We start from the raw sequence: 23,271 nt of genomic DNA, 5'->3' as shown, positions 1-23,271 counted from the left end.
AAGGCACGGCGCTCACATGGGGAGAGCGGACCGATGGCGACCAGCATCGCACCGCGGACGCGGGTTCTGAACGACAGGCGTTTCTTCACGGGCATGGCGCTCGCCATGACGGCCGTGGTGTTTATCGGCTTCGTGCCGACCTATTATCTCGTCGCCCTGAACGACGCGCCCACCCCCATACTCACCCCGCGCATCCATGTGCACGCGGCGCTCAGCACCGCATGGATGCTGTTGCTTGTCGCACAGACCGGGCTGATATCGGCGGGAAGACCGGACATTCACCGTCTGACGGGCACCGCGGGCGTCGCGCTTGCGGCAGCCATCCTTGTCTCGGGGCTTTACACCGCCATCCACAGCGAAAGACGCGTCCACACGATCGCCAATGCGGGCACGCTCGAGGACCCTTATGTCTTCCTGATCTTCCCCTTCGTCGCGGCCGGCCTGTTCGCCTTGTTCGCGGTGGCGGGCGTGGCGCAGCGGCGGCGCCCCGAATATCACAAGCGGCTGATGCTGCTTGCGACGATGAGCCTTTTGGGCCCTGCGCTCGCGCGGATCGCCAACCAGGCACAGCCTTTTCCGATCCCGCCGGGCGCGTTCGGGGCGCTTGTCCTCATCAACCTGTTCCTCGCCGCGCTTGTCGCCTACGACCTCACGACGCGCGGGCGGCTGCATCCGGCGACCTTGTGGGGCGGTGGTTTCCTGCTGGTCTCGGAGCCGCTCAGGGTCGCGATCGGCTATAGCGAACCCTGGCGGGCGTTCGCGCGCACGCTGATGGGCTGATCAGTCCTCGTAGATCAGGCTCGTCCGCTTGGTCTCGGGCAGCATCAGGAAGGCGGCGGTGGCGACGCCGATGATGACCGTCACATACCAGTAGAAGGCGCTCTCCACCCCCGCGCCCTTGAACCACAGCGCGACATATTCGGCGGTGCCCCCGAACAGCGTATTGCCCACCGCATAGGGCAGCGCGACGCCCAATGTGCGGATATGCGCGGGGAAGAGCTCGGCCTTCACCAGCGCGCTGATCGAGGTGTAGGCGGCGAGGATGAGGAGTGGGATCAGCACCAGCCCAAAGGCGGCGAGCGGCGTCCTCACTACCGCGAGCGCCGAGAAGACGGGCACCGAGACGAGCATCCCGCCGATCCCGAAGAAGAGGAGAGATGGCTTCCTGCCGAAACGGTCCGCGATGTGTCCCCAGACGGGCTGGGCGAGCATGAACACGACCAGCGCCGCGGTCATCACCACGGTCGCGGTCTGCCGGTCGAACCCGCTGGTGTTGACGAGGAACTTCTGGAGGTACGTGGTGTAGGCGTAGAAGGCGAGGCTGCCTCCCGCGGTGATCGCGGCGACCAGCACGAACTCGCGCGGATGGTCGCGCCACAGGTTGCGCGCGCTCGATTCCCGCCGGTCGGGCTTCATCGCCTCGAACGATGCGGTCTCGGCGAGCCGCCGCCGCAGCACATAGACCGCGAGCGCGAGCACCGCGCCGATCGCGAAGGGGATGCGCCAGCCCCACGCCTCGAGCTCGGCTTCGCTGAGAAAGATCTGGAGGACGAGCACGACCCCCAGCGCGACGAGTTGGCCCGCGATCAGCGTGACATATTGGAAACTAGACCAGAAGCCGCGCCGCTCTCGCGTCGCCATCTCGGAGAGATAGGTCGCGCTTGCGCCATATTCGCCGCCCACGCTCAGCCCCTGGAGCATGCGCGCGACGACGAGGATCGCGGGCGCCCATGTTCCCGCGGTCGCATAGGTCGGCGCGACCGCGATCAGCAGCGATCCCGCGCACATCAGCCCCACCGATACCGCCAGCCCCGCCTTGCGGCCGTGCCGGTCGCCATAGATGCCCATGATCCACGCGCCGATCGGGCGCATCAGGAAGCCTACCGCGAAGATCGCGGCGGTGCTCAGCAGCTGTGCTGTCGGATCGCCCTTGGGGAAGAAGACGGGCGCGAAATAGATGGCGAGCGCGGCATAGGCGTACCAGTCATACCATTCGACCAGATTGCCCGCCGACCCGCCGACGATCGACTTCAGGCGTTTGGCGTCGATCGACATTCGCTCCCCCCTTGGTTTGCGGGCCTTATGAGACAGAGATGCGCGACCGGCAAGCGCACGGCAGCGACGGGCGCGGCTTGTGCCGGGGACGATCATCCTTATGCTTGCGCAACTTTTTCGGTTCGTTGGTGAGGGGTAGCATGCGTCGTTCGATGCTCGTTCCGGTTCTGGGTCTGATGGCTTTGCCCGCCGCGTGCGTTGCGCCCAAGGCACCGCCTCCGTCGCCCCCGGCTCCGGTTGCACCGCCTCCACCCCCGGCACCCGCGCCATTGTCGAGCGACTGGCGCGACTGGCCCGTCGCCGCGGGCGACTGGAGCTATCTGCCCGGTGCCGGCGGTTCATCCGCCGCCTTCGGGCGCATCGGCGCGGGGGCGGAACTCTCGGTGCGCTGTGATCGCGCCCAGCGGCGCATCCTGCTCGCGCGTCCCGGCGTGATCGATCCGGCGAAGCCGTCGCGCCTGACGCTGCGTGCTACCGAGGGCGAGCAGAGCTATGCGGCCACCGACGCGGGCGCCACGCCGCCGCAGCTGGTGGCGAGCATCGCCGCCTCGGACCCCTTTCTGGACAAGATCGCGTTCAGCCGCGGACGCGTGCTCGTCCAGCTCGACGGGGCACAAGATATGGTGGTTCCCAACTGGGCCGAATTTGCGCGTGTTGTGGAGGATTGCCGCGGCTGAGGCCGACTGGGCACGAGCTGTCGATGATTGCCCGAAAAAAATAAATATACAAGTCTTGTGTCGCGACTCGGGATGATTCACACATGATGCGTGCCTAAGGCACCAAGGGCTTCAACATAGCGAAAGGAGGTGATCCGATGTCTCATGGTTCAGCAATGAGGTCGGTTCAGTCCGTTCGGGAGACGCGCCGCTAATAGCGCGATCATGGTCTCCCGGGCTGGAACTTCCGGCCGCTGACCATGTCAGGGGGTTGCCGGGCCGCAGGGCCCGGCAGCCTCTTTTCATATCTGCCGCTATGGCAGTTCGAGCTTGCCCCGTGCATCGGCAATCAGCGCGATCCCCGCCTCGCGACTGACGATGCCGACGAAGCGCGCGAGATTGCTGCAAAATGCACCCACACTCCCCGATCGCTCGACGGTCGCGGCGACGGGAATCTGCCGTACAGAACCGCCATCGGCGGGCACCGTCAGCGATCCGGCCAGCTTGACGCGCGTGATGCAGCGGCCGTCGAACTCCTTGAGCTGGACGCAGCGGTTGAACGAGCTGGCGCCGGTCAGCCGCAGCGTGGCCGCTCCGTCGCCGCCCAGCCTTCCATCGGCGTCCCAGGCCGCGAGCAGCGTCGGCAGCAGCTCGGTGACGGGATTCTCGATCTTGTAGGCCGAACAGGCGACGCCAGCCGAGATGGTGACATGATCGATGTCGGCGCCCGCGGCAAAGGCCAGCTCGATCGAGCCGCGCGCGGGTGCGGGCGACATGGGGCCGTCGAGCTGGTCGGCCGCGGCCTTTTCCAGCGTCGCCGGGTCGATGCGATAATCGACGATCCGCGCCCCGGCCTGCGTGCCCGCAAGCGCGAGGGCGGCGATCGCCGCCCTCGCATATGCCCGGACCCTCATTGTCCGCCGGCGCCCGTGGTGTCGGACCCTTCGGCACGCGCCTTTGCGGCCTTTTCACGCTGCTTCTGCCGTGCTTTCAGGTCCTTCTTGGTGCTGCCCGCTAGGATGCGCGCGCTTTCCAGGCCGAACTCCTCGACCAGCTTCTCGCGCACGCCGCCGCCACGCATCAGCATGCCGCCCCAGCCGCTATGGCTGTTGACGACGTCGACATAGAACGACCCCAGGCTCGCATTCGTTGCCGGATCGACGACCTCGACGATGCCCGCAAGCTGGTCCGAGCTTCCCGAAACGAGGATCGCCATCGCAGCGCTCGCGGTCTTGAGCGTATCGATCGTCACCACCAGCTTCACCGGTTGTCCGCCCGTCAGCCCCCATTCGCGCGTCACGTCCTGCATGACCAGCGGGAACATCGTCTGAAAGGGCAGCGTGGCATATTCGTCTTCGTTCGGGCGCGTGTCGAACGTGGTTTCCAGCGTTACCGGCTGCAGCCCGGCCGCGGCGCGCTTCTCGGCGGCCTTCTCCTCGAACTTGACGAACTTTTCCTGCGCCAGCGGGCTGATCGAGACCGTGACCGCGACGACATGGTTGTTGTTTACGATCTCGGCAGGCAACGGCTCTACAACGCGACGCTGCTTGGCGTCGACAGGCATGGCGATCGCGACGAGCGCGAGCGCAAATACGGCTTTCAACATTGATTTCCCCCAGTAAACGTCGCGCGCAATGGAACGGCGACGTCAGCCGATAAGCGGCAGGAGCAGCGATCGCGTCAAGACATTTTGCGGTTGGCGCTCGGCGATGGCGTGCCGCGTTCGAGCAGTTCCTCGCGGATGCGGAAGGCCTGGATTGCGACGCGCGTCTCGATCAGGAACAGGATCAGGCCCGACACGAACAGCAGCATTGCCAGGATGAAGGCGATGGCGACAATATTGCCGATCTTGAGATGCGTCAGCTCGGCGACGAAGAGCACCGCGACCACCAGCGCGATCGCGATCGCGCTCGACACGATCAGGAAAATCGCAGCGTTGACCAGCATCATGCGCCGATCGAGTAACCTGAGTTCCCAGACGTGACGCTCATGCTCCACGCCCGTGCTCTGCGGATAGAGGACTTCGAGCACGCGTGAGCGATCGATGACGCGCGACAGCCGTGAGGCGAGCAGGTTGAGGATTGCGCCAATCCCCGCGAGCAGGAAGACCGGTGCAACCGAGAGCTGGATCGCTTGTGCGATGGTGGTGACGGCGGGCGCGGCTTCCATGCGCCTGAAATGACGCGACGCGGGCATGCGGGTCAAGAGGCTCACGGCTTGGTAACCCGATCACGCTACATGCGCGTTCGATGAACAGGCCCGTCATGCCCGACGCCCTTGCCGGCGCAGCGCCGCTTTGCGTGGTGGAGCGGACATGCGGGCTTTCGCCCGCGCTCGACGCAGCCGCCGCCGCAGCGCCCGACACCCACCGCTTCCTGCGACGCGGATGGTTCGCCGCGGCACTCGCGCATTATGGCGCCGCCAACCAGGCCTGGACGGTCAGCGTCACACGCGCCGATGGCGCCGTGGCGCTCGCGCTACCGCTGGTGCCCAGGGGGCCGGCATGGCTGCGCGCTGCGGCGCTGCCCGGCTGCTACTGGCCCTTTCGCAGCTTCCCGCTGGCCGAGGATGCGCGCGATGACGAGCTTGGCGCCGCACTCGAGGCGCTTGGGCGCGACACGCGCCTGCTCCGTATCGGACCCGTCTATGCCGATGATCCCGCGCTGATGCGGTTGCGCACAGTGGCCGAGGCAGCAGGATGGCGCGCGCTTTCGCGCCGCATCGCGACGAGCTATCTGCTCGATATCGACGCGGCCTGCGCCGAGGGTAATTGGCCGCGCAATTCGACGCTCCGCAAGAACCGGTTCCACGAGAAGCATCTCGCCGCGCATGGCGCGCTCGAATGGCGCTTCGTCAGCGGCAGCGACTGGACGCCCGAGGTCTTCGACGATCTCGCGGCGATAGAAGAGAAGAGCTGGATCGCAGAGCGCACCGACGGCGCGGACGCAAAGTTCACGCAGGCCGGTCATGGCGGCTTTTGGCGCGCCGCCGCTGAGGATCCCGAGATCGCCGCTGCCATGTGGGCCGCTATCCTTTATGTCGAGGGAAAGCCCGCGGCCTTTTCCTTCGATCTCAACCAGCGGCGCATCAAATACGCGATCGCCAACAGTTACGACCCCGTCTTTTCGAAGCACAGTCCGGGGAAGCTGCTCTATTACCGCAATCTCGTCCGCGCGGCCGAGGACGGGATAGGGCGGGTGGACTGGGGCGCCGGGGACAGCGGTTACAAGCGCGTGATCGGGGCCGAGCAGGGACCCGAGATCGTCGATCTGCTCTTCGCCGCGCCCGGCCTGCCAGCGACGCTGGCGCGCGTCTTCGGGCGGCTCTGGAGCGTGACGGGGCAATAGCGCCGCCGCTTGCGAAAGCGTGACGAAATAGTAGAAGCCCGGAGATGGACAGCATCATCATCCGCGGCGGCAATCGCCTTTCCGGCAAGCTCCCCATTTCGGGCGCGAAGAACTCCGCATTGACGCTCATGCCCTGCGCGCTGCTCACCGATGAGCCGCTGACGCTGCGCAACCTGCCCCGCCTCGCGGATGTCGATGGTTTCGGTCATCTTCTGAACCAGCTCGGCGTTTCGACGATGGTCGAGGGCGCGCGACCCGAGGATTTCGGTCGCGTGATGACGATGCGCGCGGGACGTGTCACGTCGACGGTCGCGCCCTATGACATCGTCCGCAAGATGCGCGCCTCGATCCTGGTACTCGGTCCGCTCGTTGCACGCGCGGGCGAGGCGACGGTGTCGCTGCCCGGTGGCTGTGCGATCGGCAACCGCCCGATCGACCTGCACCTGAAAGCGCTCGAAGCGATCGGCGCCGAGATCGAGCTGGCTGCGGGCTATGTGAAGGCGACCGCACCCGGCGGGCGGCTGCCCGGCGGCAGCTACACCTTCCCCGTCGTCTCGGTCGGCGCGACCGAAAACGTCGTGATGGCAGCGGTGCTGGCGAAGGGCACGACGCGCCTCGAAAATGCGGCGCGCGAGCCCGAGATCGTCGATCTGTGCAACTGCCTCGTCGCGATGGGCGCGCGGATCGACGGCATCGGCACCGAGACGCTGATCATCGAGGGCGTCGACCGGCTTCACGGTGCGACCTATCAGGTGATGCCCGACCGCATCGAGGCGGGCAGCTATGCCTGCGCCGCGGCGATCACCGGCGGATCGCTCGAACTCGTCGGCGCGCGTGCGGAAGACATGGGCGCGACGCTCGCGGCGCTCCGCGATGCGGGCGTGACCGTCGAGGAAAAGCGCAATTCGATCCATGTATCGGCGGATGGCAAGCTGCGCCCGCTCACGCTCTCGACCGCACCCTTTCCGGGCTTCGCGACCGACATGCAGGCGCAGTTCATGGCGATGCTGACGCTCGCAGACGGCGCGAGCCTGCTCACCGAGACGATCTTCGAGAACCGCTACATGCACGTCCCCGAGCTCGCGCGGATGGGCGCCGATATCGAGGTGCGCGGGCGTGCGGCCGTCGTGCGCGGGGTGGACAAGCTCAACGGCGCGCCGGTGATGGCGACCGATCTGCGCGCCTCGATGAGCCTCATCATCGCGGGGCTGGCGGCCGAGGGTGAAACCCAGGTCAACCGCGTCTATCACCTCGATCGCGGCTATGAGCGGCTCGAGGAAAAGCTCCAGGCGGTGGGAGCGGACATCGAGCGCGTCAGCGCTGGCTGACGGTCAGACCTTGATTCACGCTTTCGGCGGAAGCGCAGAGCGCTTCCACCTCAAACGATCGGGCGCTAAGCGCGGTCGCGCCTGAAGGGCCCCATTTCGGTGAGCGCCGCGATGTCGTGCGCCACCGCCTGCCGTTCGCGTTCGAGGAAGTCGGCAATCGCGGCGCGAAAGCCCTTGTCGGCGATATAGTGCGCCGAGAATGTCGGGACGGGCTCATAGCCGCGCGCGAGCTTGTGGTCGCCCTGCGCTCCGGCCTCGACGCGCGAAAGCCCGCGCGCGATCGCGGCGTCGATCGCCTGATAATAGCACAGCTCGAAATGGAGGAAGGGCACGTCCTCTACGCAGCCCCAGTAGCGGCCATAGAGCGTGTCGGCACCGATGATGTTGAGCGCGCCCGCGATCGGTCGCCCGTTGCGGAGCGCCATGATCAGCAGGATTTTGTCGGCCATGCGTTCGCTGAGCAGGCTGAAAAAGGATCGCGTCAGATAGGGCCGGCCCCATTTGCGCGCGCCGGTATCCTGATAGAATTCCCAGAACGCGTCCCAATGGCGCTCCTCGATGTCGCTGCCCTGGAGGTGGACGATGTCGAGCCCCTGCACCGCCGCGCTGCGCTCCTTGCGCACCGCCTTGCGCTTGCGCGACGCGAGCGCGTCCAGAAAATCGTCGAAGTCGCCATAGTCGCGGTTGAGCCAGTGATATTGCGTGTCGGCGCGGATCATCCAGCCCGCAGCCTCGAACAGCGGCACCTGATCGGGGGCGATGAAGGTTGCATGCGCCGAGCTCAGGCCGTTCTGCCGCACTACCGTTTCGGCAGCTGCAAGCAGCTGGAGCGCGACCTCGTCGTCATGCGTCAGCAGGCGCGGACCCGGCACCGGCGAAAAGGGCACCGCGATCTGGAGCTTGGGATAATAGCGCCCACCTGCGCGCTCATAGGCGTCGGCCCAGCCGTGATCGAACACATATTCGCCCTGGCTGTGGCTCTTGGCATAGGCGGGAAGCACCCCCGCCATGCCGCCCGGCCGGTCGATCGCGATCGGCACGGGCTGCCATCCCGCCGCTGCGGTGGCGCTGCCCGAATCCTCGAGCGCCGACAGAAAGGCGTGGCTGACAAAGGGGTTGTCTACCCCCGCACACGCATCCCAGGCTGCGGCATCGAATGCCGCAACCCCTGACGCCATGCGCGCTACGATATCGCCTTCGCTCATCGCGAGCGAATATAGGGCCTGGTCGTCTGAGGCGGAAGCGCCTCCCGGGCGCTTCCGCCGCAAGGCGTGAATCGGGCCCTCATCAAAAACCAGCGGCTCAGGCGGGCTTTACAGCCACGATCGCATCCACCTCGACGACCGCGCCCAGCGGCAGCACGGGAACGCCCACCGCGCTGCGCGCATGGCGGCCATTGTCGCCGAACAGCTTGACCATCAGCTCCGACGCGCCATTGGCGACCTTGGGCTGGTCGGTGAAGCGTGCGTCGCTGCTGATGAACACGCCAAGCTTCACGATGCGCTCGACGCGGTCGAGCGAACCCAGCGCCTTCTCGATCTGCGCGACCAGCATCAGCCCGCAGTTCTGCGCGGCCTCATAGCCATAGTCGACATCGCGGTCCTCACCCAGCCGGCCGGTCATCAGCTGCCCGTCCCTGAAGGGGAGCTGGCCCGAGACATGGAGCAGCCCGCCCGCCTCGACCGCAGGGACATAGGCGGCAACGGGGGCGGCCGCGACGGGCAGCTTGAGGCCGAGTTCGGCAAGGGTGGCGGCGATCGTGCTCATGGTTATGCTCCGGTTTGGGGGGAGGGGATCAGTTGTGCGCCTGTACCGCGAATTTCTCGCGTATCCAGACCGCAGCTTCGCGCCAGTCATCGATCCGCGCGTGCGCGTGCGCGGCGGCGGGCACATTGGGGGCGAGGCTCGGCTCCGAAATCATGTGCAGCCGCCAAACATCGGGCGTCGTCTCGGCGACCGACTGGTGATGATGCGCAAGATCGTCGACGAATACCGCGGCGCTGGGGCCATATTGGTCGAGCAGCCGCGCGACGGGGGTGCCCTTGCCGCCCTGGTTGGTGACGACGGGATAATCGATCCCGAAGGTGCGGAGCTGCTCGACGCGGTGCGCCTGGCGGTGGTCCTCGAGATTGGTGAGGATCACGACATCCGCGAAGCCGGCGATCCCGGCCAGTGCCTCGCGCGCATGCGGGACGAGCGTCTGGCGGTGCATCTCGGTATCGAAGAAGCCGCCAAGCAGTGGCCACATCTCGGTACGCGAGAGGTAGCTGCCGTCGATGCGGCGCTTCATGGCGTTGGAGAAATCGCCGCCATCGGCGGTGAACTCGATATCGTGCGCTTCGTCGAGCCATGCGCGAAAATGGCTGACCATGTGGAGCAGCACTTCGTCGCAATCGGTGATGAGCAGCGGACGGCTCATGATTCGATTTCCCCGCCATCCAGTCGGCGCCGCGCCTCGACCAGCGCCAGCGGCGTCGTCTCGATCGCGCGCGCGCATGCCAGCAGGTCGGGCTCGTGCGCCTCGAGAAAACCGAGGACCGCGGCGAGCAGGCCGCGCTCGCCCGCGCGCTGGCGCAGGTCGTCGGCAGTGAGCCCGGTGAGGGCGAGCAGCCTTTGCGCGCGGTCCTCGTCCTGCAGGACCCAGACCAGCGCGGAGAGTGCCAGCGACTCGGATTCTTCCTGATTTGTTTCCAGAGGCTTCATCGCCTACACCGTCACCCGTTGCAGTGGGAAAGGGGCGAAGTGGCAAAAAGGGTGCTCGTTGTCGAGGACAACGAACTCAATCTCAAATTATTCTGCGACCTGCTGCGTGCCCATGGCTATTCGGCCGAACCCGTGCGTGACGGGCGCGAAGCGGTGGACCGCGCGCGCGCCTTTGCGCCCGATCTCATCATCATGGACATCCAGCTCCCGCATGTCAGCGGGCTCGAACTCATCGAGACGATCAAGGGCGACGACGATCTGAAGGCGATCCCGATCATGGCGGTCACCGCCTATGCCGCCAAGGGCGACGAGGAGCGCATCCGAGCGCTCGGCGCCGAGGCTTATGTGTCGAAGCCGATCTCGGTGCTCAAATTCGTCGATTCGGTCGGGGCGCTGCTCTAGAGCTTCGTGCGTCAAATCATAATCTCTCCGCTCGTCCTGAGGAGGGGCTGAGCGAAGGCGAAGACCCGTCTCGAAGGACTGGCTCGGTGCGTCCTTCGAGACGCCGTTTCGCCGGGCTCAACGGCTCCTCAGGATGAGCGGATCTCATTTGGCGCGCGTTGCTCTGCGCGCAGCAAAAGGCGCGGAACCCTTGCGGGCGCCACGCCTGAAACTTCCAGATCAGGGAGGAAGCGCCGAAGCGCTTACTTGATCTTGGCTTCCTTGAACTCGACGTGCTTGCGCGCGACGGGATCGTACTTGCGGAAGCTGAGCTTCTCGGTCTTGGTGCGGGGATTCTTCTTGGTGACGTAGAAGAAGCCGGTGCCTTCCGAGCTGACGAGCTTGATCTTGACGGTGGTCGGCTTGGCCATGACCCGAAACCCTTTTTGCGATTCTCAAGAAAAACAAAAGCGGCGTCGCCGCCGCTCGTTCAAGGCCGCGCAATTGCGCCAATGAGTCCCGATTGTCAACCCCGTTGGGCGCCGACTTGACTCTCTGCCGCGTCATGCGTTAACTTAACTTGATGGTTAAGTATCAGCATCCCGACCTCGACCGCACCTTTGCCGCGCTTGCCGATCCGACACGGCGCGCGCTGCTGATGCAACTCGATAGTGGCGAGGGGCGTTCGGTCAGTGAGCTTGCCAGGCCGTTCGCCATGTCGCTGCCCGCGGTGATGAAGCATCTCGACGTGCTGTCGGAAGCGGGACTGGTCAGCCGCACCAAGGCCGGGCGCACGGTTACCTGCCGGATCGAGGCGGGGCCGATGGAGGACGCCATGCAGTGGCTCGTCCGGTACGAGAAATTCTGGGGCGACCGGCTCGATCGCCTCGCAGCACTTGTCGAAGGGGAGCAGGACGAATGATGCTCGATACCCGCCCGAGTCTGACGATCACACGCTTCATGAAGGCGCCGCCCGCAAAGGTCTTTGCGGCGTGGACCGATCCCGAAAAGCTGCTGCGCTGGTTCGGGCCCGATTCGAGCCCCGTGCTCTCGGCCGAGACCGATCCGCGCCCGGGCGGCAAATACGGCATCCGCTTCTGCACCGCCGACGGCGAGGAGCATTTCGCCCACGGCGAATATGTCGACGTGGTCGAGAATGTGCAGCTCGTCTTCACCTGGAAATGGATCACGTTTCCCGAGCGCGAATCGCTGGTGACGGTGCAACTCAGGCCCGTCGACGGCGGCACTGAACTCACGCTCATTCATGAAAAGCTGTTCGATGAAGAGGTCCGCGACAGCCACCATCAGGGCTGGAGCGGGTGCCTCGATAAGCTGGAGGCCTTTGTCGCCTCCTGAAGAGAGGAGAAAATCATGACCCCAAATGCAATTGTATCGCGCGCCGAATGGATCACGGCACGCAAGGCGCATCTCGAAAATGAACGTGCGCTCACGCATCAGCGCGACGCGCTCTACGCGGAGCGACGCGCGCTCCCCTGGGTGAAGGTCGATCAGGACTATGTCTTCGCCTCGACCACGGGACCAAAGCGCCTCGCGGATCTCTTCGCCGGCCGCTCGCAACTCTTCGTCTATAATTTCATGCTGACACCAGGCAGCGACCATATCTGTCCCGGATGTTCGTATCTCTCCGACCATGTCGACGCCGCTCGCCAGCATTTCGAGCATGCCGATCTCAGTTTCGCCGCGATATCGCGCGTCCCGCTCGCGCGGATCGAGCAGGTGCGCGAGCGCATGGGCTGGCGCTTCGAATGGGTGTCCTCCGAAGGGACCAGCTTCAACTTCGACTATGGCGCGTCCTTCACCCCCGAGCAGATCGCGGCGGACGAGCCGCTTTACAATTACGGCACGACGTCAGGTCTCGCCCCTGATATCCACGGCACCAGCGTGTTCGCCAAGGGCGACGATGGGCAGGTCTATCACACCTATTCAGCCTATGCCCGCGGCAACGAGGTGCTGGCGGGCGCCTTCGCCTTTCTCGACATGGTCCCCAAGGGGCGCAACGAAGGCGGGCAGACGATGAACTGGGTCAGGCTCCACGACGAATATGAGGACGCTCCGGACGCGGAGCCCTGCTGCGCAAGCGCGGCCTGAGGACAGGCGGCAATGTTCTGCTGCCTCGCAGGTGTCGCAGCGATTGCCGCCGCTGCCTCGTCCCGCGTGACGCGGCGGTGGCAGGGCGCGTTGCTCGGCGGCCTGGCGCTAGGGCTCACCGGCTTTGCGACATGGCACCTCGATCACTATGCCGCGCGTGCCGCTGCGAACCAGCGCGACCTTCTCGCTGAAATCCGCGCTGCGCCGCTGTGCAGCGGGACGCCCTGATTGCTTTAGCGCTTCTTAACCAAGGCGGGCGCATGCTCGGCCCATCCACCTTGGGAGGGCAGGAACATGGGCATCGCCGTCGACGCATTGCTGCAGGTTCGTTCGGGTCTTTGCGACCGGATCGATCGGATCGCTGTCGAACTGCCACATCTGTCCCTCGATCAGCTCTGCGCCAATATCGACGAGATTCGCAGCACTGCGCTTGATTACGGGCTCGACCCGGTCGTCCAGATCGCACGGGGGCTTGAGTCCGCGCTTGCCGATTCGGGGCGCGGAACGATGGTGCTGCCCTGGCTCGACACACTGCGCGACGCCGCCGGGTGCCAGCGTTGCGACGCCGATGCGGGCTCCGCCTGGCTCGCCGCGATCAATGTCCGCATGACCGGCTGACGCCGGCGCGCGCATGGATGGTTTCTTCCCCGCCTTCGTGGCGGCGCTGCTCGCCGAATGCGGGGACAAGACGCAGTGGCTCGCGCTCGCCCTCGCGCTCCATTTTCGCAGGGTCGCGCTCGTCCTCGCCGGCATAGCAGTGGCAGCCTTTGCCAACGCCGCACTTGCGGCGCTCGGCGGAACGCTGCTCGCACCCATGCTGACGCCCGAGGCCGCGAAGCTGATGCTGGCGCTCGCGCTGTGCTTTGCGGGCGTCGGCGCGCTCATGCGCCAGACCCCATCCCTGCCGCTGCGCGCCACTCGCCTCAGCCCCTTCATCGTCAGCTTTTTTTCCTTCTTCGTGCTCGAACTCGGCGACAAGACGCAGTTCCTCACCTTCGCGATCTCGCTGCGCGCCGACGCCTTCTGGCCGACAATTGCGGGCGCGACGGCGGGCGTGGTTCTCACAAGTGCGGCCGTGGCACTCGCCAGCAAGGCGTTCGAGCGCCTGCCCCTGACAACCATCCGCCGTTGCACCGGCGCGCTTTTCCTCGTGTCGGGCCTCTGGACCGCGATTTCCGCACTACGCCTGATCTGATCGGCGGACGCCCCGGCCCCACGGCACCGCATCGATCAATCTTCTCGATCACAGCCAGCGAAATTTATTGCGCTGCATTGCGGAAATCCATGCGACTTTTCCGTCGCTTGATCGTTATGCTTGCGACTCGAAATTCCATTCCCTGAACGGAGGACAAGATGGCCAAGGGTGGCAAGGAAAAGCTCAAGACCCCGACGGATCTCGGCAGTAACGCGACGAAGTCGGTCGCCGACGCGCTGAATGGCATCCTCGCCGACAGCTATGCGCTCTACCTCAAGACCAAGAATTTTCACTGGCACGTCTCGGGTCCGCACTTCCGCGACTATCACCTGATGCTCGACGAACAGGCGACGCAGATCCTGGGTACGACCGACCAGATTGCCGAGCGCGTGCGCAAGACGGGCAACACCACGCTGCGTTCGATCGGCGACATCGCGCGTCGTCAGACACTGAAGGACAATGACGCCGAATTCGTGTCGGCGACCGCCATGCTCGCCGAACTGCGCGAGGACAATCTGAAGCTGGTGGAGAGCCTCCGCGAAGCCAAGGACATCGTCGATGAAGCCAAGGACAACGCCACTTCAGGCATTCTCGACGAATGGACCGACCTTGCCGAAGAGCGTGCGTGGTTCCTGTTCGAGGCCAGCCGCACCGCTTGACCGTTTTTCAGCGATGACATAAGGCGCTCCCCGTCACCCGGGGAGTAGCCCGCCGCGCACATTTTGCGCGGAGATCGCGTCAACATGCTTGGTCGAGAGGCCATGGCGCGATCGGATCGGTTCCGGCCGATCCAGGCAAGACCGATGACGCTGCGAACCCCTGTCTTGCCGGGCAGGGGGTTCCATGGCGTCGTTGGTTTTAGCCTTTTGCCCGGCCGGAATTTGCGCTCATGGAAATCCTGCTGTCTTCAACATTGCTCGTCGCGCTCGCCGAAATCGGCGACAAGACGATGCTGCTCGCGATCGTGCTCGCCTGTCGTTTCCGTCAGCCATGGCCGATCATCGCGGGCATCTTCGCCGCCACCATCGTCAACCATGCGCTCGCCGCCTGGGCGGGGGCGGGGATCGCCGGGCTGCTCGATGGCTACTGGTTCCGCCTTGCGGTTGCGCTCGGCTTCATCGCCATGGCCGCATGGACGCTCGTTCCCGATACGATCGACGATGACGAAGCGGGCGTCGCAGGGCGATTCGGCGCGTTTCTCACGACGACCATCGCCTTCTTCCTCGCCGAGATGGGCGACAAGACGCAGATCGCGACCGTCGCGCTCGGCGCACAATATCAGGCAGTCGGCCTCGTAGCGGCGGGGACCACCGCGGGCATGATGATCGCCAATGTCCCCGCAGTGTTCCTGGGCGAGCAAATTACCCGGATCGTCCCCATGAAGGCCGTCCGCATCGGCGCCGCGCTTGTCTTCGCGGCGATCGGCATCTGGGCACTTGTCGCCCTGTTCGCCTGAGGAACAATCGACTGTGCCCACCGGTTCTTCTTCGGGGTGATAAGGAGAATATCATGTTGCGTTGGGCTCTGATCTTCCTCGTCGCCGGTCTGGTGCTGGCGCTGTTGGGATTTGGCGGAATCGGCGGCGCGTTCGTCGAGATCGCCAAGATCCTGTTCTTCGTCGCGATCGCGGTCTTTGTGCTGTTGCTCGTGCTTGGCCTTGTGGCCGGGAGAGGCGCAGGCATCGTGAAATAGCGGAACAATGGCAAGTCCATCGGGGCGCGGTTAGTATCGCGTCTCGATGCACGCCTTTGCCGAGCTTCTCGATCGTCTCATCTATACGCGTTCGCGTAACGCCAAGCTGCGCCTGATCGCCGATTATCTCAAGGCGACCCCTGATCCCGATCGCGGCTGGGCTATGGCGGCGCTCACCGGCGCGCTCGACCTGCCGGCGGTCAAGCCCGCAATGATCCGCGCGATGGTCGATGAACGCGTCGATCCAGTGCTGTTCCGCCTCAGTCGCGACTATGTCGGCGATACCGCCGAAACCGTCTCGCTGATCTGGCCGGACCCGGCTGCGCCGCCGCCGGCCGACGTCGACCTCAGTCTTTCGGGAATCGTTGAGAGGCTGGCGACACTTTCACGCTCGGATGCGCCCGCTGCGCTTGCCGACCTGCTTGACCGCCTCGCTCCCGAGGAACGTTTTGCGCTGCTCAAGATGGCGACGGGCGCGCTCAGGATCGGCGTCTCCGCGCGGCTGGCCAAGACCGCGCTCGCCGAAGGCTTCGGGCTCGATGTCGAGGCCGTCGAGGAGGTATGGCACGGGCTGACGCCCCCCTATGCGCCGCTCTTCGCCTGGGCCGAGGGGACGGGCGAGCAGCCCAGCGCCGCAAATCTGCCGGTCTTCCGCCCGTTCATGCTCGCGCATCCGCTCGAGGACGAGCCGATTTCGATCGAGGAATTCGCGGCCGAGTGGAAATGGGACGGCATCCGCGTCCAGCTCGTCCATGTCGCGGGGCAGACACGGCTCTACAGCCGCACGGGCGACGATATCACGCACAGTTTTCCCGAGGTCGCCGCGGCCTTTGCTCGGGAAGCGGTCCTCGACGGCGAACTGCTCGTGCGCGGCGAGGGGCAGGCGGGCGGATTAGAGGTAGCGGGCGCGGCGAGCTTCAATGCGCTCCAGCAAAGGCTCGGGCGCAAGACGGTCTCTGCCCGGATGCTCGCCGACTACCCCGCCTTTGTCCGTCTCTACGACATCTTGTTCGATGGCGCCGAAGACCTGCGCGCCGAGGCCTGGGAAGTGCGGCGCATCAGGCTGGAGGCGTTCGTCCCATGCCTCGATCCCCGGCATTTCGACTTGTCGGCGCTGATCGCGGCGGAGAGTTTCGACGCGCTCGCCGAACTGCGTGCTGGTGCCCGCGATGCCGCGATCGAGGGTGTGATGCTCAAGCGACGCGACAGCCCCTATGTCACCGGACGCCGCGCGGGGCTGTGGTACAAGTGGAAGCGCGATCCGCTCACTGCCGACTGCGTGCTGATGTATGCGCAGCGGGGGTCGGGCAAGCGTTCGAGCTTCTATTCGGATTTCACCTTTGGCTGCTGGACCGAGGCCGGCGAGCTGCTGCCCGTCGGCAAGGCCTATTTCGGTTTCACCGATGAAGAGCTCAAATGGCTCGACCGCTTCGTCCGCAGCCATACCGTCAACCGCTTCGGCCCGGTGCGCGAGGTCGAGAAGACGCTGGTGCTGGAGGTCGCCTTCGATTCGATCCACGAAAGCCGCCGCCACAAATCGGGCCTCGCGATGCGCTTTCCGCGCATAGCGCGCATCCGCACCGACAAGCCTGCGCACGAGGCCGACCGCATCGAGGCGCTGCGCCGCATGACCAGCTGAGGAAAAACCGCATCATTCGCTGAAGCGCGGCTCACGTCGCGCTTCAGGCGCTGATCGCGTGCAACGAAAAAGGCCCGGCGTGCAGTGTTGCGCGCCGGGCCCTTTTTCGTGAAGCCGTGAAGCCCGAGCCTGATCGGTTGAAGCGGAAACGCTGCGCGCTTCCGCTGAAAGCGTGAATCAGGCTCTATTCAAACAGTGGAGACCTTGATTCACGCTTCAGGCTGATTCAGCCTGAAGCGATCAAGGTCAGTCCTGCTTGGGGACGAGGTTCACCGCGGCATATTTGCCGCGACGATCGACTTCGATGTCGAACTCGAGACGGTCGCCTTCGTTCAGGCTGCCCATGCCGGCGCGTTCGACCGCCGAAATGTGCACGAACGCGTCAGGCTGTCCGTCGTCGCGCTGAATGAAGCCGAAGCCCTTCATTGCGTTGAAGAACTTGACGGTGCCCGTCGCCTTCTCGCCGGTCAGCTGGCGCTGGGGACCACCCATGCCGCCGCCACGCGGAGCGGCGTCGCGATCGCGCGGAGGACCGCGGTCCTCGACGGGAAGCGGCTCGCCCTCGATCTTCAGGTCGGTCGCCGAAACGCGTCCGCCACGATCCACCAGCGTGAACTCGAGCGGCTGTCCCTCGGCAAGCCCGGTCAGGCCGGCCTGCTCGACCGCGGAGATGTGCACGAACACATCCTCGCCGCCGTCGTCGCGAACGACGAAGCCGAAGCCCTTCTGGCTGTTGAAGAATTTGACGACGCCCTTGCCTTCGCCGACGACCTGGGCAGGCATGCCGCCGCCACCGCCGCGCGGGCCGCCGAAGCCGCCACCGCCGCCGCCGCGCGGGCCGCCGAAGCCACCACCGCCGCCGCCGCCGAAGCGATCGCCGCCACCGCCGCCGAATCGGTCACCGCCGCCAAAACCGCCGCGGTCTCCACCGAAACCACCGCCGAACCGGCTGCCGCCTCTGTCCTCAAATCCGCCGAAGCTCTCGTCGCCGAAACCGTCGCGCTTGTCTCTGCCACGCCCACCGCGCTCACCGCGGCGTCCTCTGTCGAAACTCATGCCCTGTTAGTCTTTCCCGGTCGCCCAAAATTCATATCAGAACCTGCACACCGGGCGATGGGCACAGATACTTTGGCGCGAAAACAATACCCGCCAGTGAGTCGTCATAACCTAAATTCTTGCAGCCTGCGACATATTTCCTCAACGCGCGTCGCAATTTGGATAAATTCCTTCAGAACAGCAAAGTAGCCGGATCAGCGATCGGCTCGCGCTTCTGTGCCTTGACCAGTGAAACCACAGAACGCACCGCCACCCAAACGGTCACCGCGAACAATATTGCGAATCCGACCAGCACGATCGTCAGCACCACGCCGACGACGCCCGCGACGAGCGCCAGCCAGAAAGTGCGAATCAGATAGCGATAATGGCTCCGCTCCCAGTCCTGGGCAGGCTCGCCAGCCCATAGATGCGCCAGCACCGCCCCGATCACCGCCGTGATGCCCGTGACAAAGCTGGCCAGATAGAGCAGCGCGATGATCGTCGGCCGGTTGAATTCAAAGGCCGTGGCGGGCTGGTCGGCGGAGTTGCGGTCGGTCATCGCGGCGATTTTCCCGAAAGTGTCCCGGCGAGGAGCTTGCGGCTTTTCCGGCCACAGGGCAAATGGCGTGCATGACCGATCTGATGACACTCTTCTCCGACCCCGCCGTATGGGCCGCTCTCCTCACCCTTGTCGTCATGGAGGTCGTGCTCGGTATCGACAATCTGATCTTCATCTCGATCCTGTCGAACAAGCTGCCCGAGCACCAGCGGCAAAAGGCGCGCCGCGTCGGTATCGGGCTGGCGCTCGTCATGCGGCTCGCGCTGCTTTCGATGATCTCGTGGCTCGTCGGGCTCACCGCCCCTGTCTTCGACCTCGGCATTGTCGGGCCGGCGGGCGCGCATGGCGAACCCGCCTTCGAGACGCAATTCTCCTGGCGCGACCTCATCCTGATCGCGGGTGGACTGTTCCTGCTGTGGAAGGCGACGAAGGAAATCCACCACGCGATGGATCCTGTGCCCAGCGAACACGACCTTCTGGACAAGGAAGCCACCGCCGCGCTCAACTTCGGCGGCGCAATCGTCCAGATCCTGCTGCTCGACATGGTCTTCTCGGTCGATTCGATCCTGACCGCCGTGGGCATGACCGATCATCTGCCCGTGATGGTGATCGCGGTCGTCGTCGCCGTGCTCGTCATGTTGCTCGCCGCCGATCCGCTCGCCAATTTCATCAACCGCAACCCGACCGTGGTCATGCTCGCGCTCGGCTTCCTGCTGATGATCGGCGCGGTGCTGATCGCCGACGGCTTCGGGATGCATGTGCCCAAGGGCTATATCTACGCGGCGATGGCATTTTCCGCGCTCGTCGAGACGCTCAACATCCTTTCGCGCCGCGCGGCGACGAAAAAGCGCGCGGCCGTCGACCGGGTGATTGAAAGCGAAGATTGAGCCCGGGGCGTGAAAGGCGTAAGGCCCCGGGAATGACCGTTCATTTCCATGAAGAAGACCTGCCCGAAGGCGTGCTCGCGCCGGGGCCCGTCGCCGTTGATACCGAGACGATGGGGCTCGTCACCCCGCGCGACCGGTTGTGCCTTCTCCAGATCTCGGACGGACATGGCGACGAACATCTCGTACGCTTCGGTCCGGGCAGTGACTACGCCGCGCCCAATCTGCGCGCGGTGCTCGCCGATCCTGCGCGGCTGAAGCTCTATCATTTCGCGCGCTTCGACCTTGCCGCGATCCAGCATTATCTCGGGGTCATGGCCGAGCCCGTCTACTGCACCAAGACCGCGTCGCGGCTGGTGCGGACCTATACCGACCGACATGGGCTGAAGGAACTGGTCCGCGAACTGCTCGGCGCGGACATCTCCAAGCACCAGCAGTCCTCCGATTGGGGCGGCCCCGAACTTTCGGACGCGCAGAAGGACTATGCCGCATCCGATGTGCGCTATCTCCACCGGCTGAAGGCCGAACTCGACCCGCGCCTCGAGCGCGAGGGACGCGCAGCGCTCGCCCGGGCCTGTTTCGACTTCCTGCCCCACCGGGCGCTCCTCGACCTCGCGGGCTGGCCCGAGATCGACATCTTCGCGCATGTCTGAAGGCGCCGCCAATGTCTGAAATAGCCGATCGTGTCCGATCCCGGCGCCAGCACTGGGCCGCGCCGCACGGTTCGCACGACCGGCTGATTCGGTTCCTTGGCTGGTTGCTGCCCTCCGCGATCGGCGTGATCGCGGCCTTTCTCGCCATCGCGCCGCTCGCGATTCGCGACGAGGTCAGCTTCGTTCTCGCCAAGGACAAGGTCGAGGTGGCGAAGGAACGCATGCGCGTGACCGCCGCCATCTATCGCGGAGAAGACAGCAAGGGGCAGCCCTTCGCGCTCCATGCCGGTTCGGCGGTGCAGGCAACCTCGCGCGAACCCGTCGTCAGGCTGCAGGACCTCTCCGCCGAAATCCGGCTGCCCGATGGACCCGCGCAGATGCGCGCCGACCGCGGACGCTACGACATGAACAAGGAAACCGTCTCGGTCGACGGGCCAATCCTGTTCACCGCCGCCGATGGCTACCAGCTCGAGACGACCAATGTCGCGGTCGATCTGAAGTCGCGCCAGGTGACGAGCACCGGCGCGGTGACGGGCAACATGCCGCTCGGCAATTTCAGCGCGTCGACGATGCGCGCCGACCTCAACACCCGCACGGTCACGCTCGATGGACGCGCGCGCTTGCACATCGTCCAGGGGGCCGCCAGATAGGATGAGGATGATGAACCGGATTCTTCTCGGCGCGATCGGCGCAGCAGCGGCGGCGCTTGCCACGCTTGGCGGCCCCGTGCTCGCCCAGGCGCTCAAGAATCACAATGCCGGCGCGCCCGTCGATGTCGAAGCCGATCGTATCGAGGTTCAGGACCGCGCCGATCGCGCGATATTCTCGGGCAATGTGAAGGTGCGCCAGGCGGGGCTCGCACTCGATGCCGCGCGCCTCACCGTCGCCTATGCCAGTTCGTCGGGCAGCGGGCTCGACATCCAGCGGCTCGACGCTTCGGGTGGCGTCGTCGTGCGCAGCGCGTCCGAAACCGCGCGCGGCAGCGTTGCGATCTACGATCTCAATCGCCGTATCATCACCATGGTGGGCGGGGTCACGCTCGAACAGGGCAACAATCAGCTGCGCGGCGGCCGCCTCGTCATCGACCTCAATTCGGGGCGTTCGGTGATGGACGGCAGCGCGGTCGGCGGCGCGAGCGGCGTATCGGGCGGGACCGGTGGCCGCGTCACGGGCCGTTTCACCGTGCCTGAACGCAAGACCAACTAATCTGGCGGTATCAAAGTTCTATTGATCATCGTCACCCCGGGCTTGATCCGGAATCCAGCTTCCTTTCGCGCACGGACTGAAGAAAAGCGGGATCCCGGGTCAAGCCCGGAATGACGAAATCAATGTGGCGAATTTCGGTTTCAGGTGACTCGCATCTTATAGAGGCTGTGGCGGAGCCGCGACGGCGCTATTGCGAAGCGTCGCTTGCTGCGTCTGCAACGAGCAGCGCAGCGATCCCGCCAAGAAGCAGAACGCCCCCAACGACATAAACGGCGGTGCCAACCCCGCCTTTTTTCCCGGCTTCGTCGTCCTGATCGGTGGCGCCGAGCCGGTCGCGCGCAAGATCGCGACCCGCGAATGACAGCCGCGGCGCACGGTCGCCATCACCAAAGCTCAGGCTGATTCCTTCCCCGAAACGCGTCAGGCTGCGGCCGCTTGCCATCCGGCCCGAACGTATCGGCGCCAGGCTGAAACCCGCGCGCAGTTTCGCATGTTTCGGTGCGCTACGGTCGAACGCGATGCGGAGGCGTGCGCCAGCGAAAACGCCCGCCCGGCTGTGCCCGTCGCGCATCGCGAACGGCGCCTCTTCCAAAGTGGCAGCCTTCACTGGTGAGAATGACACCGCGCTGATTGTCAGCGCAGCAAGGACCGCAAATTTCATATTCCCCTCCCGACACGTCACACGTCCTGCAATGCGACCATGTCTTGCGGAGTTGAGCGGGAAGGCGATTCTCTGCCTTGCCCTGTGCGCCCCCGCGGGCTGTGTTCAGCTCTGCATGTGGCATGCCGTGGCGTATCCCCCGGTGCAAGCCCGAAATCGCTGCGCAAGGCGTTGTCCGACCTAATGTAGCGATTGGTCCATCTTCAGATTCTCGTTAAAAAACCCATGCACGAATCTTGCCAATTGGCTTAGACTTCACATTTCGCTAACCGATCTTTGGCAGTTCGGCCGGTACAAGGGCCTGATCGGTTGAGGTGGAGGCGCTCCGCGCCTTCGCTGAAAGCGTGAATCAGGCTCTATACAAGTTGGAGCGGGAATGAACGACGTTGCCACTATGGATGTCCCTCTGACCGCGGACGCAGCGCGCGCCGTGACCAACGGGCTTTCGGTCGTCTCGATCGCCAAGGCCTATGACAAGCGTCAGGTGCTGACCGACGTCTCGCTCTCGGTCGCACGCGGCGAGGTCGTGGGGCTTCTTGGCCCCAATGGTGCGGGCAAGACGACATGCTTCTATTCGATCATGGGGCTGGTGAAGCCCGATAGCGGCCGCATTCTGCTCGATGGCGACGACATCACCGGGCTGCCCATGTATCGCCGCGCGATTCTCGGCCTCGGCTATCTTCCGCAGGAAACTTCGATCTTCCGCGGGCTCACCGTCGCGCAGAACATCATGGCCGTGCTCGAGCTCGCCGAACCCGACAGTGCCGCGCGCGAAGGGCGGCTCGACCAGCTGCTCGAGGAATTCAGCCTGTCGCGGTTGCGCGATTCGCCCGCCATGGCGCTGTCGGGCGGCGAACGCCGTCGCTGCGAGATCGCGCGCGCGCTTGCCGCGAGCCCGTCGATCATGCTGCTCGACGAGCCCTTTGCGGGTATCGACCCGATCTCGATCGCTGACATCCGCGATCTGGTGAAGGAACTGAAGCAGCGCGACATCGGCGTGCTCATCACAGATCATAATGTCCGCGAGACCCTGGACATCGTCGACCGTGCCTGCATCATCTATGACGGCCGCGTGCTCTTTGCCGGGTCGCCCGCCGCGCTCGTCGCCGACGAGAATGTGCGCCGCCTCTATCTCGGCGAGGGCTTCGAGCTCTGAGATGATCCGCCT

At 65.1% G+C, this 23,271-nt stretch carries 32 protein-coding genes and 1 riboswitch; of the genes, 20 read left to right on the top strand and 12 right to left on the bottom strand.

Annotated elements, in window-relative coordinates:
- Positions 1–33 precede the first annotated feature (33 nt).
- Positions 34–780: a hypothetical protein gene (locus tag MKI88_RS03590; RefSeq protein ID WP_241629585.1), complete on the top strand. Its 747-nt coding sequence runs from the start codon at positions 34–36 to the stop codon at positions 778–780.
- Here the strand turns inward: MKI88_RS03590 and MKI88_RS03585 are convergent, their stop codons facing one another.
- Positions 781–2,055 carry an MFS transporter gene (locus MKI88_RS03585; protein ID WP_241629584.1) on the bottom strand — a complete coding sequence of 425 codons (1,275 nt, stop codon included), beginning with the start codon at positions 2,053–2,055 and terminating at the stop codon, positions 781–783.
- 140 nt (positions 2,056–2,195) lie between these two features.
- On the opposite strand from MKI88_RS03585, the gene MKI88_RS03580 reads away from it, so the two are divergent.
- Positions 2,196–2,732: a hypothetical protein gene (locus tag MKI88_RS03580; RefSeq protein WP_241629583.1), complete on the top strand. Its 537-nt coding sequence runs from the start codon at positions 2,196–2,198 to the stop codon at positions 2,730–2,732.
- A 293-nt stretch (positions 2,733–3,025) separates the two neighbouring features.
- Here the strand turns inward: MKI88_RS03580 and MKI88_RS03575 are convergent, their stop codons facing one another.
- The 3 genes from MKI88_RS03575 to MKI88_RS03565 form a co-directional block, all read right to left on the bottom strand.
- A complete protein-coding gene (locus MKI88_RS03575; protein WP_241629582.1) occupies positions 3,026–3,625 on the bottom strand; it encodes a hypothetical protein in 600 nt (199 codons plus the stop codon).
- A complete protein-coding gene (locus MKI88_RS03570; RefSeq protein WP_241629581.1) occupies positions 3,622–4,317 on the bottom strand; it encodes a hypothetical protein in 696 nt (231 codons plus the stop codon). Before MKI88_RS03570 ends, MKI88_RS03575 begins: the two co-directional genes overlap by 4 nt.
- Positions 4,318–4,391: 74 nt before the next feature.
- Positions 4,392–4,880: a DUF2721 domain-containing protein gene (locus MKI88_RS03565; RefSeq protein WP_241629653.1), complete on the bottom strand. Its 489-nt coding sequence runs from the start codon at positions 4,878–4,880 to the stop codon at positions 4,392–4,394.
- Between the two features lie 80 nt (positions 4,881–4,960).
- Between MKI88_RS03565 and MKI88_RS03560 the strand changes: the two genes are divergently transcribed.
- Complete coding sequence (locus MKI88_RS03560) at positions 4,961–6,058, top strand: GNAT family N-acetyltransferase (protein WP_241629580.1); 1,098 nt, start codon at positions 4,961–4,963, stop codon at positions 6,056–6,058.
- 44 nt (positions 6,059–6,102) lie between these two features.
- Complete coding sequence (gene murA, locus MKI88_RS03555; protein ID WP_241629579.1) at positions 6,103–7,386, top strand: UDP-N-acetylglucosamine 1-carboxyvinyltransferase; 1,284 nt, start codon at positions 6,103–6,105, stop codon at positions 7,384–7,386.
- Between the two features lie 65 nt (positions 7,387–7,451).
- On the opposite strand, the gene MKI88_RS03550 is transcribed toward murA, so the two are convergent.
- The 4 genes from MKI88_RS03550 to MKI88_RS03535 all read right to left on the bottom strand — a co-directional run bounded on the left by MKI88_RS03550 (position 7,452) and on the right by MKI88_RS03535 (position 10,089).
- Entirely contained in the window at positions 7,452–8,591 is a 1,140-nt protein-coding gene (locus tag MKI88_RS03550; protein ID WP_241629578.1) for a GNAT family N-acetyltransferase, read from the bottom strand.
- A 97-nt stretch (positions 8,592–8,688) separates the two neighbouring features.
- Positions 8,689–9,153 carry a RidA family protein gene (locus MKI88_RS03545; RefSeq protein ID WP_241629577.1) on the bottom strand — a complete coding sequence of 155 codons (465 nt, stop codon included), beginning with the start codon at positions 9,151–9,153 and terminating at the stop codon, positions 8,689–8,691.
- Positions 9,154–9,181: 28 nt separating this feature from the next.
- Positions 9,182–9,805 carry an HAD family hydrolase gene (locus tag MKI88_RS03540; RefSeq protein ID WP_241629576.1) on the bottom strand — a complete coding sequence of 208 codons (624 nt, stop codon included), beginning with the start codon at positions 9,803–9,805 and terminating at the stop codon, positions 9,182–9,184.
- The gene (locus MKI88_RS03535) at positions 9,802–10,089 is read right to left on the bottom strand and encodes a DUF3572 domain-containing protein (protein WP_241629575.1); all 288 of its coding nucleotides are present in this window, start codon (positions 10,087–10,089) and stop codon (positions 9,802–9,804) included. The genes MKI88_RS03540 and MKI88_RS03535 overlap by 4 nt, the downstream gene beginning before the upstream one ends.
- A gap of 39 nt (positions 10,090–10,128) precedes the next feature.
- Here MKI88_RS03535 and MKI88_RS03530 point away from each other — a divergent pair, with 39 nt between their 5' ends.
- Entirely contained in the window at positions 10,129–10,491 is a 363-nt protein-coding gene (locus tag MKI88_RS03530; protein WP_241629574.1) for a response regulator, read from the top strand.
- A 242-nt stretch (positions 10,492–10,733) separates the two neighbouring features.
- Here MKI88_RS03530 and rpmG read toward each other — a convergent pair whose 3' ends face one another.
- Positions 10,734–10,901 (bottom strand): 50S ribosomal protein L33, encoded by a 168-nt coding sequence (rpmG, locus tag MKI88_RS03525; protein WP_119760738.1) that lies wholly within the window; start codon positions 10,899–10,901, stop codon positions 10,734–10,736.
- A 152-nt stretch (positions 10,902–11,053) separates the two neighbouring features.
- On the opposite strand from rpmG, the gene MKI88_RS03520 reads away from it, so the two are divergent.
- From MKI88_RS03520 to MKI88_RS03475, 10 genes are all read left to right on the top strand, one after another.
- Positions 11,054–11,392, top strand: a complete 339-nt coding sequence (locus MKI88_RS03520) for a helix-turn-helix transcriptional regulator (protein WP_241629573.1) — start codon at positions 11,054–11,056, stop codon at positions 11,390–11,392.
- Positions 11,389–11,826, top strand: coding sequence for an SRPBCC domain-containing protein (locus tag MKI88_RS03515; RefSeq protein WP_241629572.1), 438 nt, complete (start codon positions 11,389–11,391; stop codon positions 11,824–11,826). The genes MKI88_RS03520 and MKI88_RS03515 overlap by 4 nt, the downstream gene beginning before the upstream one ends.
- Before the next feature lie 15 nt (positions 11,827–11,841).
- Positions 11,842–12,579 carry a thioredoxin family protein gene (locus tag MKI88_RS03510; RefSeq protein ID WP_241629571.1) on the top strand — a complete coding sequence of 246 codons (738 nt, stop codon included), beginning with the start codon at positions 11,842–11,844 and terminating at the stop codon, positions 12,577–12,579.
- Between the two features lie 12 nt (positions 12,580–12,591).
- The gene (locus MKI88_RS03505) at positions 12,592–12,807 is read left to right on the top strand and encodes a hypothetical protein (RefSeq protein ID WP_241629570.1); all 216 of its coding nucleotides are present in this window, start codon (positions 12,592–12,594) and stop codon (positions 12,805–12,807) included.
- Between the two features lie 66 nt (positions 12,808–12,873).
- A complete protein-coding gene (locus MKI88_RS03500; RefSeq protein ID WP_241629569.1) occupies positions 12,874–13,197 on the top strand; it encodes a hypothetical protein in 324 nt (107 codons plus the stop codon).
- A gap of 13 nt (positions 13,198–13,210) precedes the next feature.
- Complete coding sequence (locus MKI88_RS03495) at positions 13,211–13,774, top strand: TMEM165/GDT1 family protein (RefSeq protein WP_241629568.1); 564 nt, start codon at positions 13,211–13,213, stop codon at positions 13,772–13,774.
- A gap of 158 nt (positions 13,775–13,932) precedes the next feature.
- Complete coding sequence (locus MKI88_RS03490; RefSeq protein ID WP_241629567.1) at positions 13,933–14,433, top strand: Dps family protein; 501 nt, start codon at positions 13,933–13,935, stop codon at positions 14,431–14,433.
- Positions 14,434–14,459: 26 nt separating this feature from the next.
- Positions 14,460–14,566: riboswitch (yybP-ykoY riboswitch) on the top strand.
- 97 nt (positions 14,567–14,663) lie between these two features.
- Entirely contained in the window at positions 14,664–15,230 is a 567-nt protein-coding gene (locus tag MKI88_RS03485; protein ID WP_241629566.1) for a TMEM165/GDT1 family protein, read from the top strand.
- A 53-nt stretch (positions 15,231–15,283) separates the two neighbouring features.
- The gene (locus MKI88_RS03480; protein ID WP_241629565.1) at positions 15,284–15,466 is read left to right on the top strand and encodes a DUF1328 domain-containing protein; all 183 of its coding nucleotides are present in this window, start codon (positions 15,284–15,286) and stop codon (positions 15,464–15,466) included.
- Positions 15,467–15,512: 46 nt separating this feature from the next.
- Complete coding sequence (locus MKI88_RS03475; RefSeq protein ID WP_241629564.1) at positions 15,513–17,105, top strand: cisplatin damage response ATP-dependent DNA ligase; 1,593 nt, start codon at positions 15,513–15,515, stop codon at positions 17,103–17,105.
- A gap of 246 nt (positions 17,106–17,351) precedes the next feature.
- Here the strand turns inward: MKI88_RS03475 and MKI88_RS21385 are convergent, their stop codons facing one another.
- Together MKI88_RS21385 and MKI88_RS03460 are read right to left on the bottom strand one after the other, a co-directional pair.
- The gene (locus tag MKI88_RS21385; protein ID WP_281063702.1) at positions 17,352–18,161 is read right to left on the bottom strand and encodes a cold-shock protein; all 810 of its coding nucleotides are present in this window, start codon (positions 18,159–18,161) and stop codon (positions 17,352–17,354) included.
- A 172-nt stretch (positions 18,162–18,333) separates the two neighbouring features.
- Positions 18,334–18,699, bottom strand: a complete 366-nt coding sequence (locus MKI88_RS03460) for a hypothetical protein (protein ID WP_241629563.1) — start codon at positions 18,697–18,699, stop codon at positions 18,334–18,336.
- A 71-nt stretch (positions 18,700–18,770) separates the two neighbouring features.
- Here MKI88_RS03460 and MKI88_RS03455 point away from each other — a divergent pair, with 71 nt between their 5' ends.
- The 4 genes from MKI88_RS03455 to MKI88_RS03440 are packed head-to-tail and all read left to right on the top strand — an operon-like array spanning position 18,771 to position 21,442.
- Positions 18,771–19,586: a TerC family protein gene (locus MKI88_RS03455; RefSeq protein WP_241629562.1), complete on the top strand. Its 816-nt coding sequence runs from the start codon at positions 18,771–18,773 to the stop codon at positions 19,584–19,586.
- Positions 19,587–19,618: 32 nt separating this feature from the next.
- Entirely contained in the window at positions 19,619–20,236 is a 618-nt protein-coding gene (locus tag MKI88_RS03450; RefSeq protein ID WP_241629561.1) for a ribonuclease D, read from the top strand.
- Positions 20,237–20,247: 11 nt separating this feature from the next.
- A complete protein-coding gene (lptC, locus tag MKI88_RS03445; RefSeq protein ID WP_241629560.1) occupies positions 20,248–20,886 on the top strand; it encodes an LPS export ABC transporter periplasmic protein LptC in 639 nt (212 codons plus the stop codon).
- A 7-nt stretch (positions 20,887–20,893) separates the two neighbouring features.
- Positions 20,894–21,442 carry an LptA/OstA family protein gene (locus MKI88_RS03440; protein ID WP_241629559.1) on the top strand — a complete coding sequence of 183 codons (549 nt, stop codon included), beginning with the start codon at positions 20,894–20,896 and terminating at the stop codon, positions 21,440–21,442.
- 187 nt (positions 21,443–21,629) lie between these two features.
- Here the strand turns inward: MKI88_RS03440 and MKI88_RS03435 are convergent, their stop codons facing one another.
- Positions 21,630–22,103, bottom strand: coding sequence for a hypothetical protein (locus tag MKI88_RS03435; protein WP_241629558.1), 474 nt, complete (start codon positions 22,101–22,103; stop codon positions 21,630–21,632).
- 376 nt (positions 22,104–22,479) lie between these two features.
- Here MKI88_RS03435 and lptB point away from each other — a divergent pair, with 376 nt between their 5' ends.
- Entirely contained in the window at positions 22,480–23,259 is a 780-nt protein-coding gene (lptB, locus tag MKI88_RS03430; protein WP_241629557.1) for an LPS export ABC transporter ATP-binding protein, read from the top strand.
- The last annotated feature ends 12 nt before the right edge of the window (positions 23,260–23,271 follow it).

The sequence above is a fragment of the Sphingomonas sp. LaA6.9 genome, assembly GCF_022601895.1.
Lineage (GTDB): Bacteria > Pseudomonadota > Alphaproteobacteria > Sphingomonadales > Sphingomonadaceae > Sphingobium_A.
This window is presented reverse-complemented; position numbering and strand designations above follow the sequence as displayed.

Excerpts from the sequence above, each read along its gene's own strand:
- MKI88_RS03495 (WP_241629568.1), top strand. The coding sequence starts at position 13,211 with ATGGATGGTTTCTTCCCCGCCTTCGTGGCGGCGCTGCTCGCCGAATGC.
- MKI88_RS03520 (WP_241629573.1), top strand. The coding sequence starts at position 11,054 with ATGGTTAAGTATCAGCATCCCGACCTCGACCGCACCTTTGCCGCGCTT.
- MKI88_RS03475 (WP_241629564.1), top strand. The coding sequence starts at position 15,513 with ATGCACGCCTTTGCCGAGCTTCTCGATCGTCTCATCTATACGCGTTCG.
- MKI88_RS03440 (WP_241629559.1), top strand. The coding sequence starts at position 20,894 with ATGATGAACCGGATTCTTCTCGGCGCGATCGGCGCAGCAGCGGCGGCG.
- MKI88_RS03450 (WP_241629561.1), top strand. The coding sequence starts at position 19,619 with ATGACCGTTCATTTCCATGAAGAAGACCTGCCCGAAGGCGTGCTCGCG.
- rpmG (WP_119760738.1), bottom strand. The coding sequence starts at position 10,901 with ATGGCCAAGCCGACCACCGTCAAGATCAAGCTCGTCAGCTCGGAAGGC.
- MKI88_RS03580 (WP_241629583.1), top strand. The coding sequence starts at position 2,196 with ATGCGTCGTTCGATGCTCGTTCCGGTTCTGGGTCTGATGGCTTTGCCC.
- MKI88_RS03505 (WP_241629570.1), top strand. The coding sequence starts at position 12,592 with ATGTTCTGCTGCCTCGCAGGTGTCGCAGCGATTGCCGCCGCTGCCTCG.
- MKI88_RS03455 (WP_241629562.1), top strand. The coding sequence starts at position 18,771 with ATGACCGATCTGATGACACTCTTCTCCGACCCCGCCGTATGGGCCGCT.
- MKI88_RS03435 (WP_241629558.1), bottom strand. The coding sequence starts at position 22,103 with ATGAAATTTGCGGTCCTTGCTGCGCTGACAATCAGCGCGGTGTCATTC.
- MKI88_RS03485 (WP_241629566.1), top strand. The coding sequence starts at position 14,664 with ATGGAAATCCTGCTGTCTTCAACATTGCTCGTCGCGCTCGCCGAAATC.
- MKI88_RS03515 (WP_241629572.1), top strand. The coding sequence starts at position 11,389 with ATGATGCTCGATACCCGCCCGAGTCTGACGATCACACGCTTCATGAAG.
- MKI88_RS03560 (WP_241629580.1), top strand. The coding sequence starts at position 4,961 with ATGAACAGGCCCGTCATGCCCGACGCCCTTGCCGGCGCAGCGCCGCTT.
- MKI88_RS21385 (WP_281063702.1), bottom strand. The coding sequence starts at position 18,161 with ATGAGTTTCGACAGAGGACGCCGCGGTGAGCGCGGTGGGCGTGGCAGA.
- MKI88_RS03570 (WP_241629581.1), bottom strand. The coding sequence starts at position 4,317 with ATGTTGAAAGCCGTATTTGCGCTCGCGCTCGTCGCGATCGCCATGCCT.
- murA (WP_241629579.1), top strand. The coding sequence starts at position 6,103 with ATGGACAGCATCATCATCCGCGGCGGCAATCGCCTTTCCGGCAAGCTC.
- MKI88_RS03590 (WP_241629585.1), top strand. The coding sequence starts at position 34 with ATGGCGACCAGCATCGCACCGCGGACGCGGGTTCTGAACGACAGGCGT.
- MKI88_RS03480 (WP_241629565.1), top strand. The coding sequence starts at position 15,284 with ATGTTGCGTTGGGCTCTGATCTTCCTCGTCGCCGGTCTGGTGCTGGCG.
- MKI88_RS03585 (WP_241629584.1), bottom strand. The coding sequence starts at position 2,055 with ATGTCGATCGACGCCAAACGCCTGAAGTCGATCGTCGGCGGGTCGGCG.
- MKI88_RS03535 (WP_241629575.1), bottom strand. The coding sequence starts at position 10,089 with ATGAAGCCTCTGGAAACAAATCAGGAAGAATCCGAGTCGCTGGCACTC.
- lptB (WP_241629557.1), top strand. The coding sequence starts at position 22,480 with ATGAACGACGTTGCCACTATGGATGTCCCTCTGACCGCGGACGCAGCG.
- MKI88_RS03545 (WP_241629577.1), bottom strand. The coding sequence starts at position 9,153 with ATGAGCACGATCGCCGCCACCCTTGCCGAACTCGGCCTCAAGCTGCCC.
- MKI88_RS03540 (WP_241629576.1), bottom strand. The coding sequence starts at position 9,805 with ATGAGCCGTCCGCTGCTCATCACCGATTGCGACGAAGTGCTGCTCCAC.
- lptC (WP_241629560.1), top strand. The coding sequence starts at position 20,248 with ATGTCTGAAATAGCCGATCGTGTCCGATCCCGGCGCCAGCACTGGGCC.
- MKI88_RS03490 (WP_241629567.1), top strand. The coding sequence starts at position 13,933 with ATGGCCAAGGGTGGCAAGGAAAAGCTCAAGACCCCGACGGATCTCGGC.
- MKI88_RS03565 (WP_241629653.1), bottom strand. The coding sequence starts at position 4,880 with ATGGAAGCCGCGCCCGCCGTCACCACCATCGCACAAGCGATCCAGCTC.
- MKI88_RS03500 (WP_241629569.1), top strand. The coding sequence starts at position 12,874 with ATGGGCATCGCCGTCGACGCATTGCTGCAGGTTCGTTCGGGTCTTTGC.
- MKI88_RS03550 (WP_241629578.1), bottom strand. The coding sequence starts at position 8,591 with ATGAGCGAAGGCGATATCGTAGCGCGCATGGCGTCAGGGGTTGCGGCA.
- MKI88_RS03575 (WP_241629582.1), bottom strand. The coding sequence starts at position 3,625 with ATGAGGGTCCGGGCATATGCGAGGGCGGCGATCGCCGCCCTCGCGCTT.
- MKI88_RS03460 (WP_241629563.1), bottom strand. The coding sequence starts at position 18,699 with ATGACCGACCGCAACTCCGCCGACCAGCCCGCCACGGCCTTTGAATTC.
- MKI88_RS03510 (WP_241629571.1), top strand. The coding sequence starts at position 11,842 with ATGACCCCAAATGCAATTGTATCGCGCGCCGAATGGATCACGGCACGC.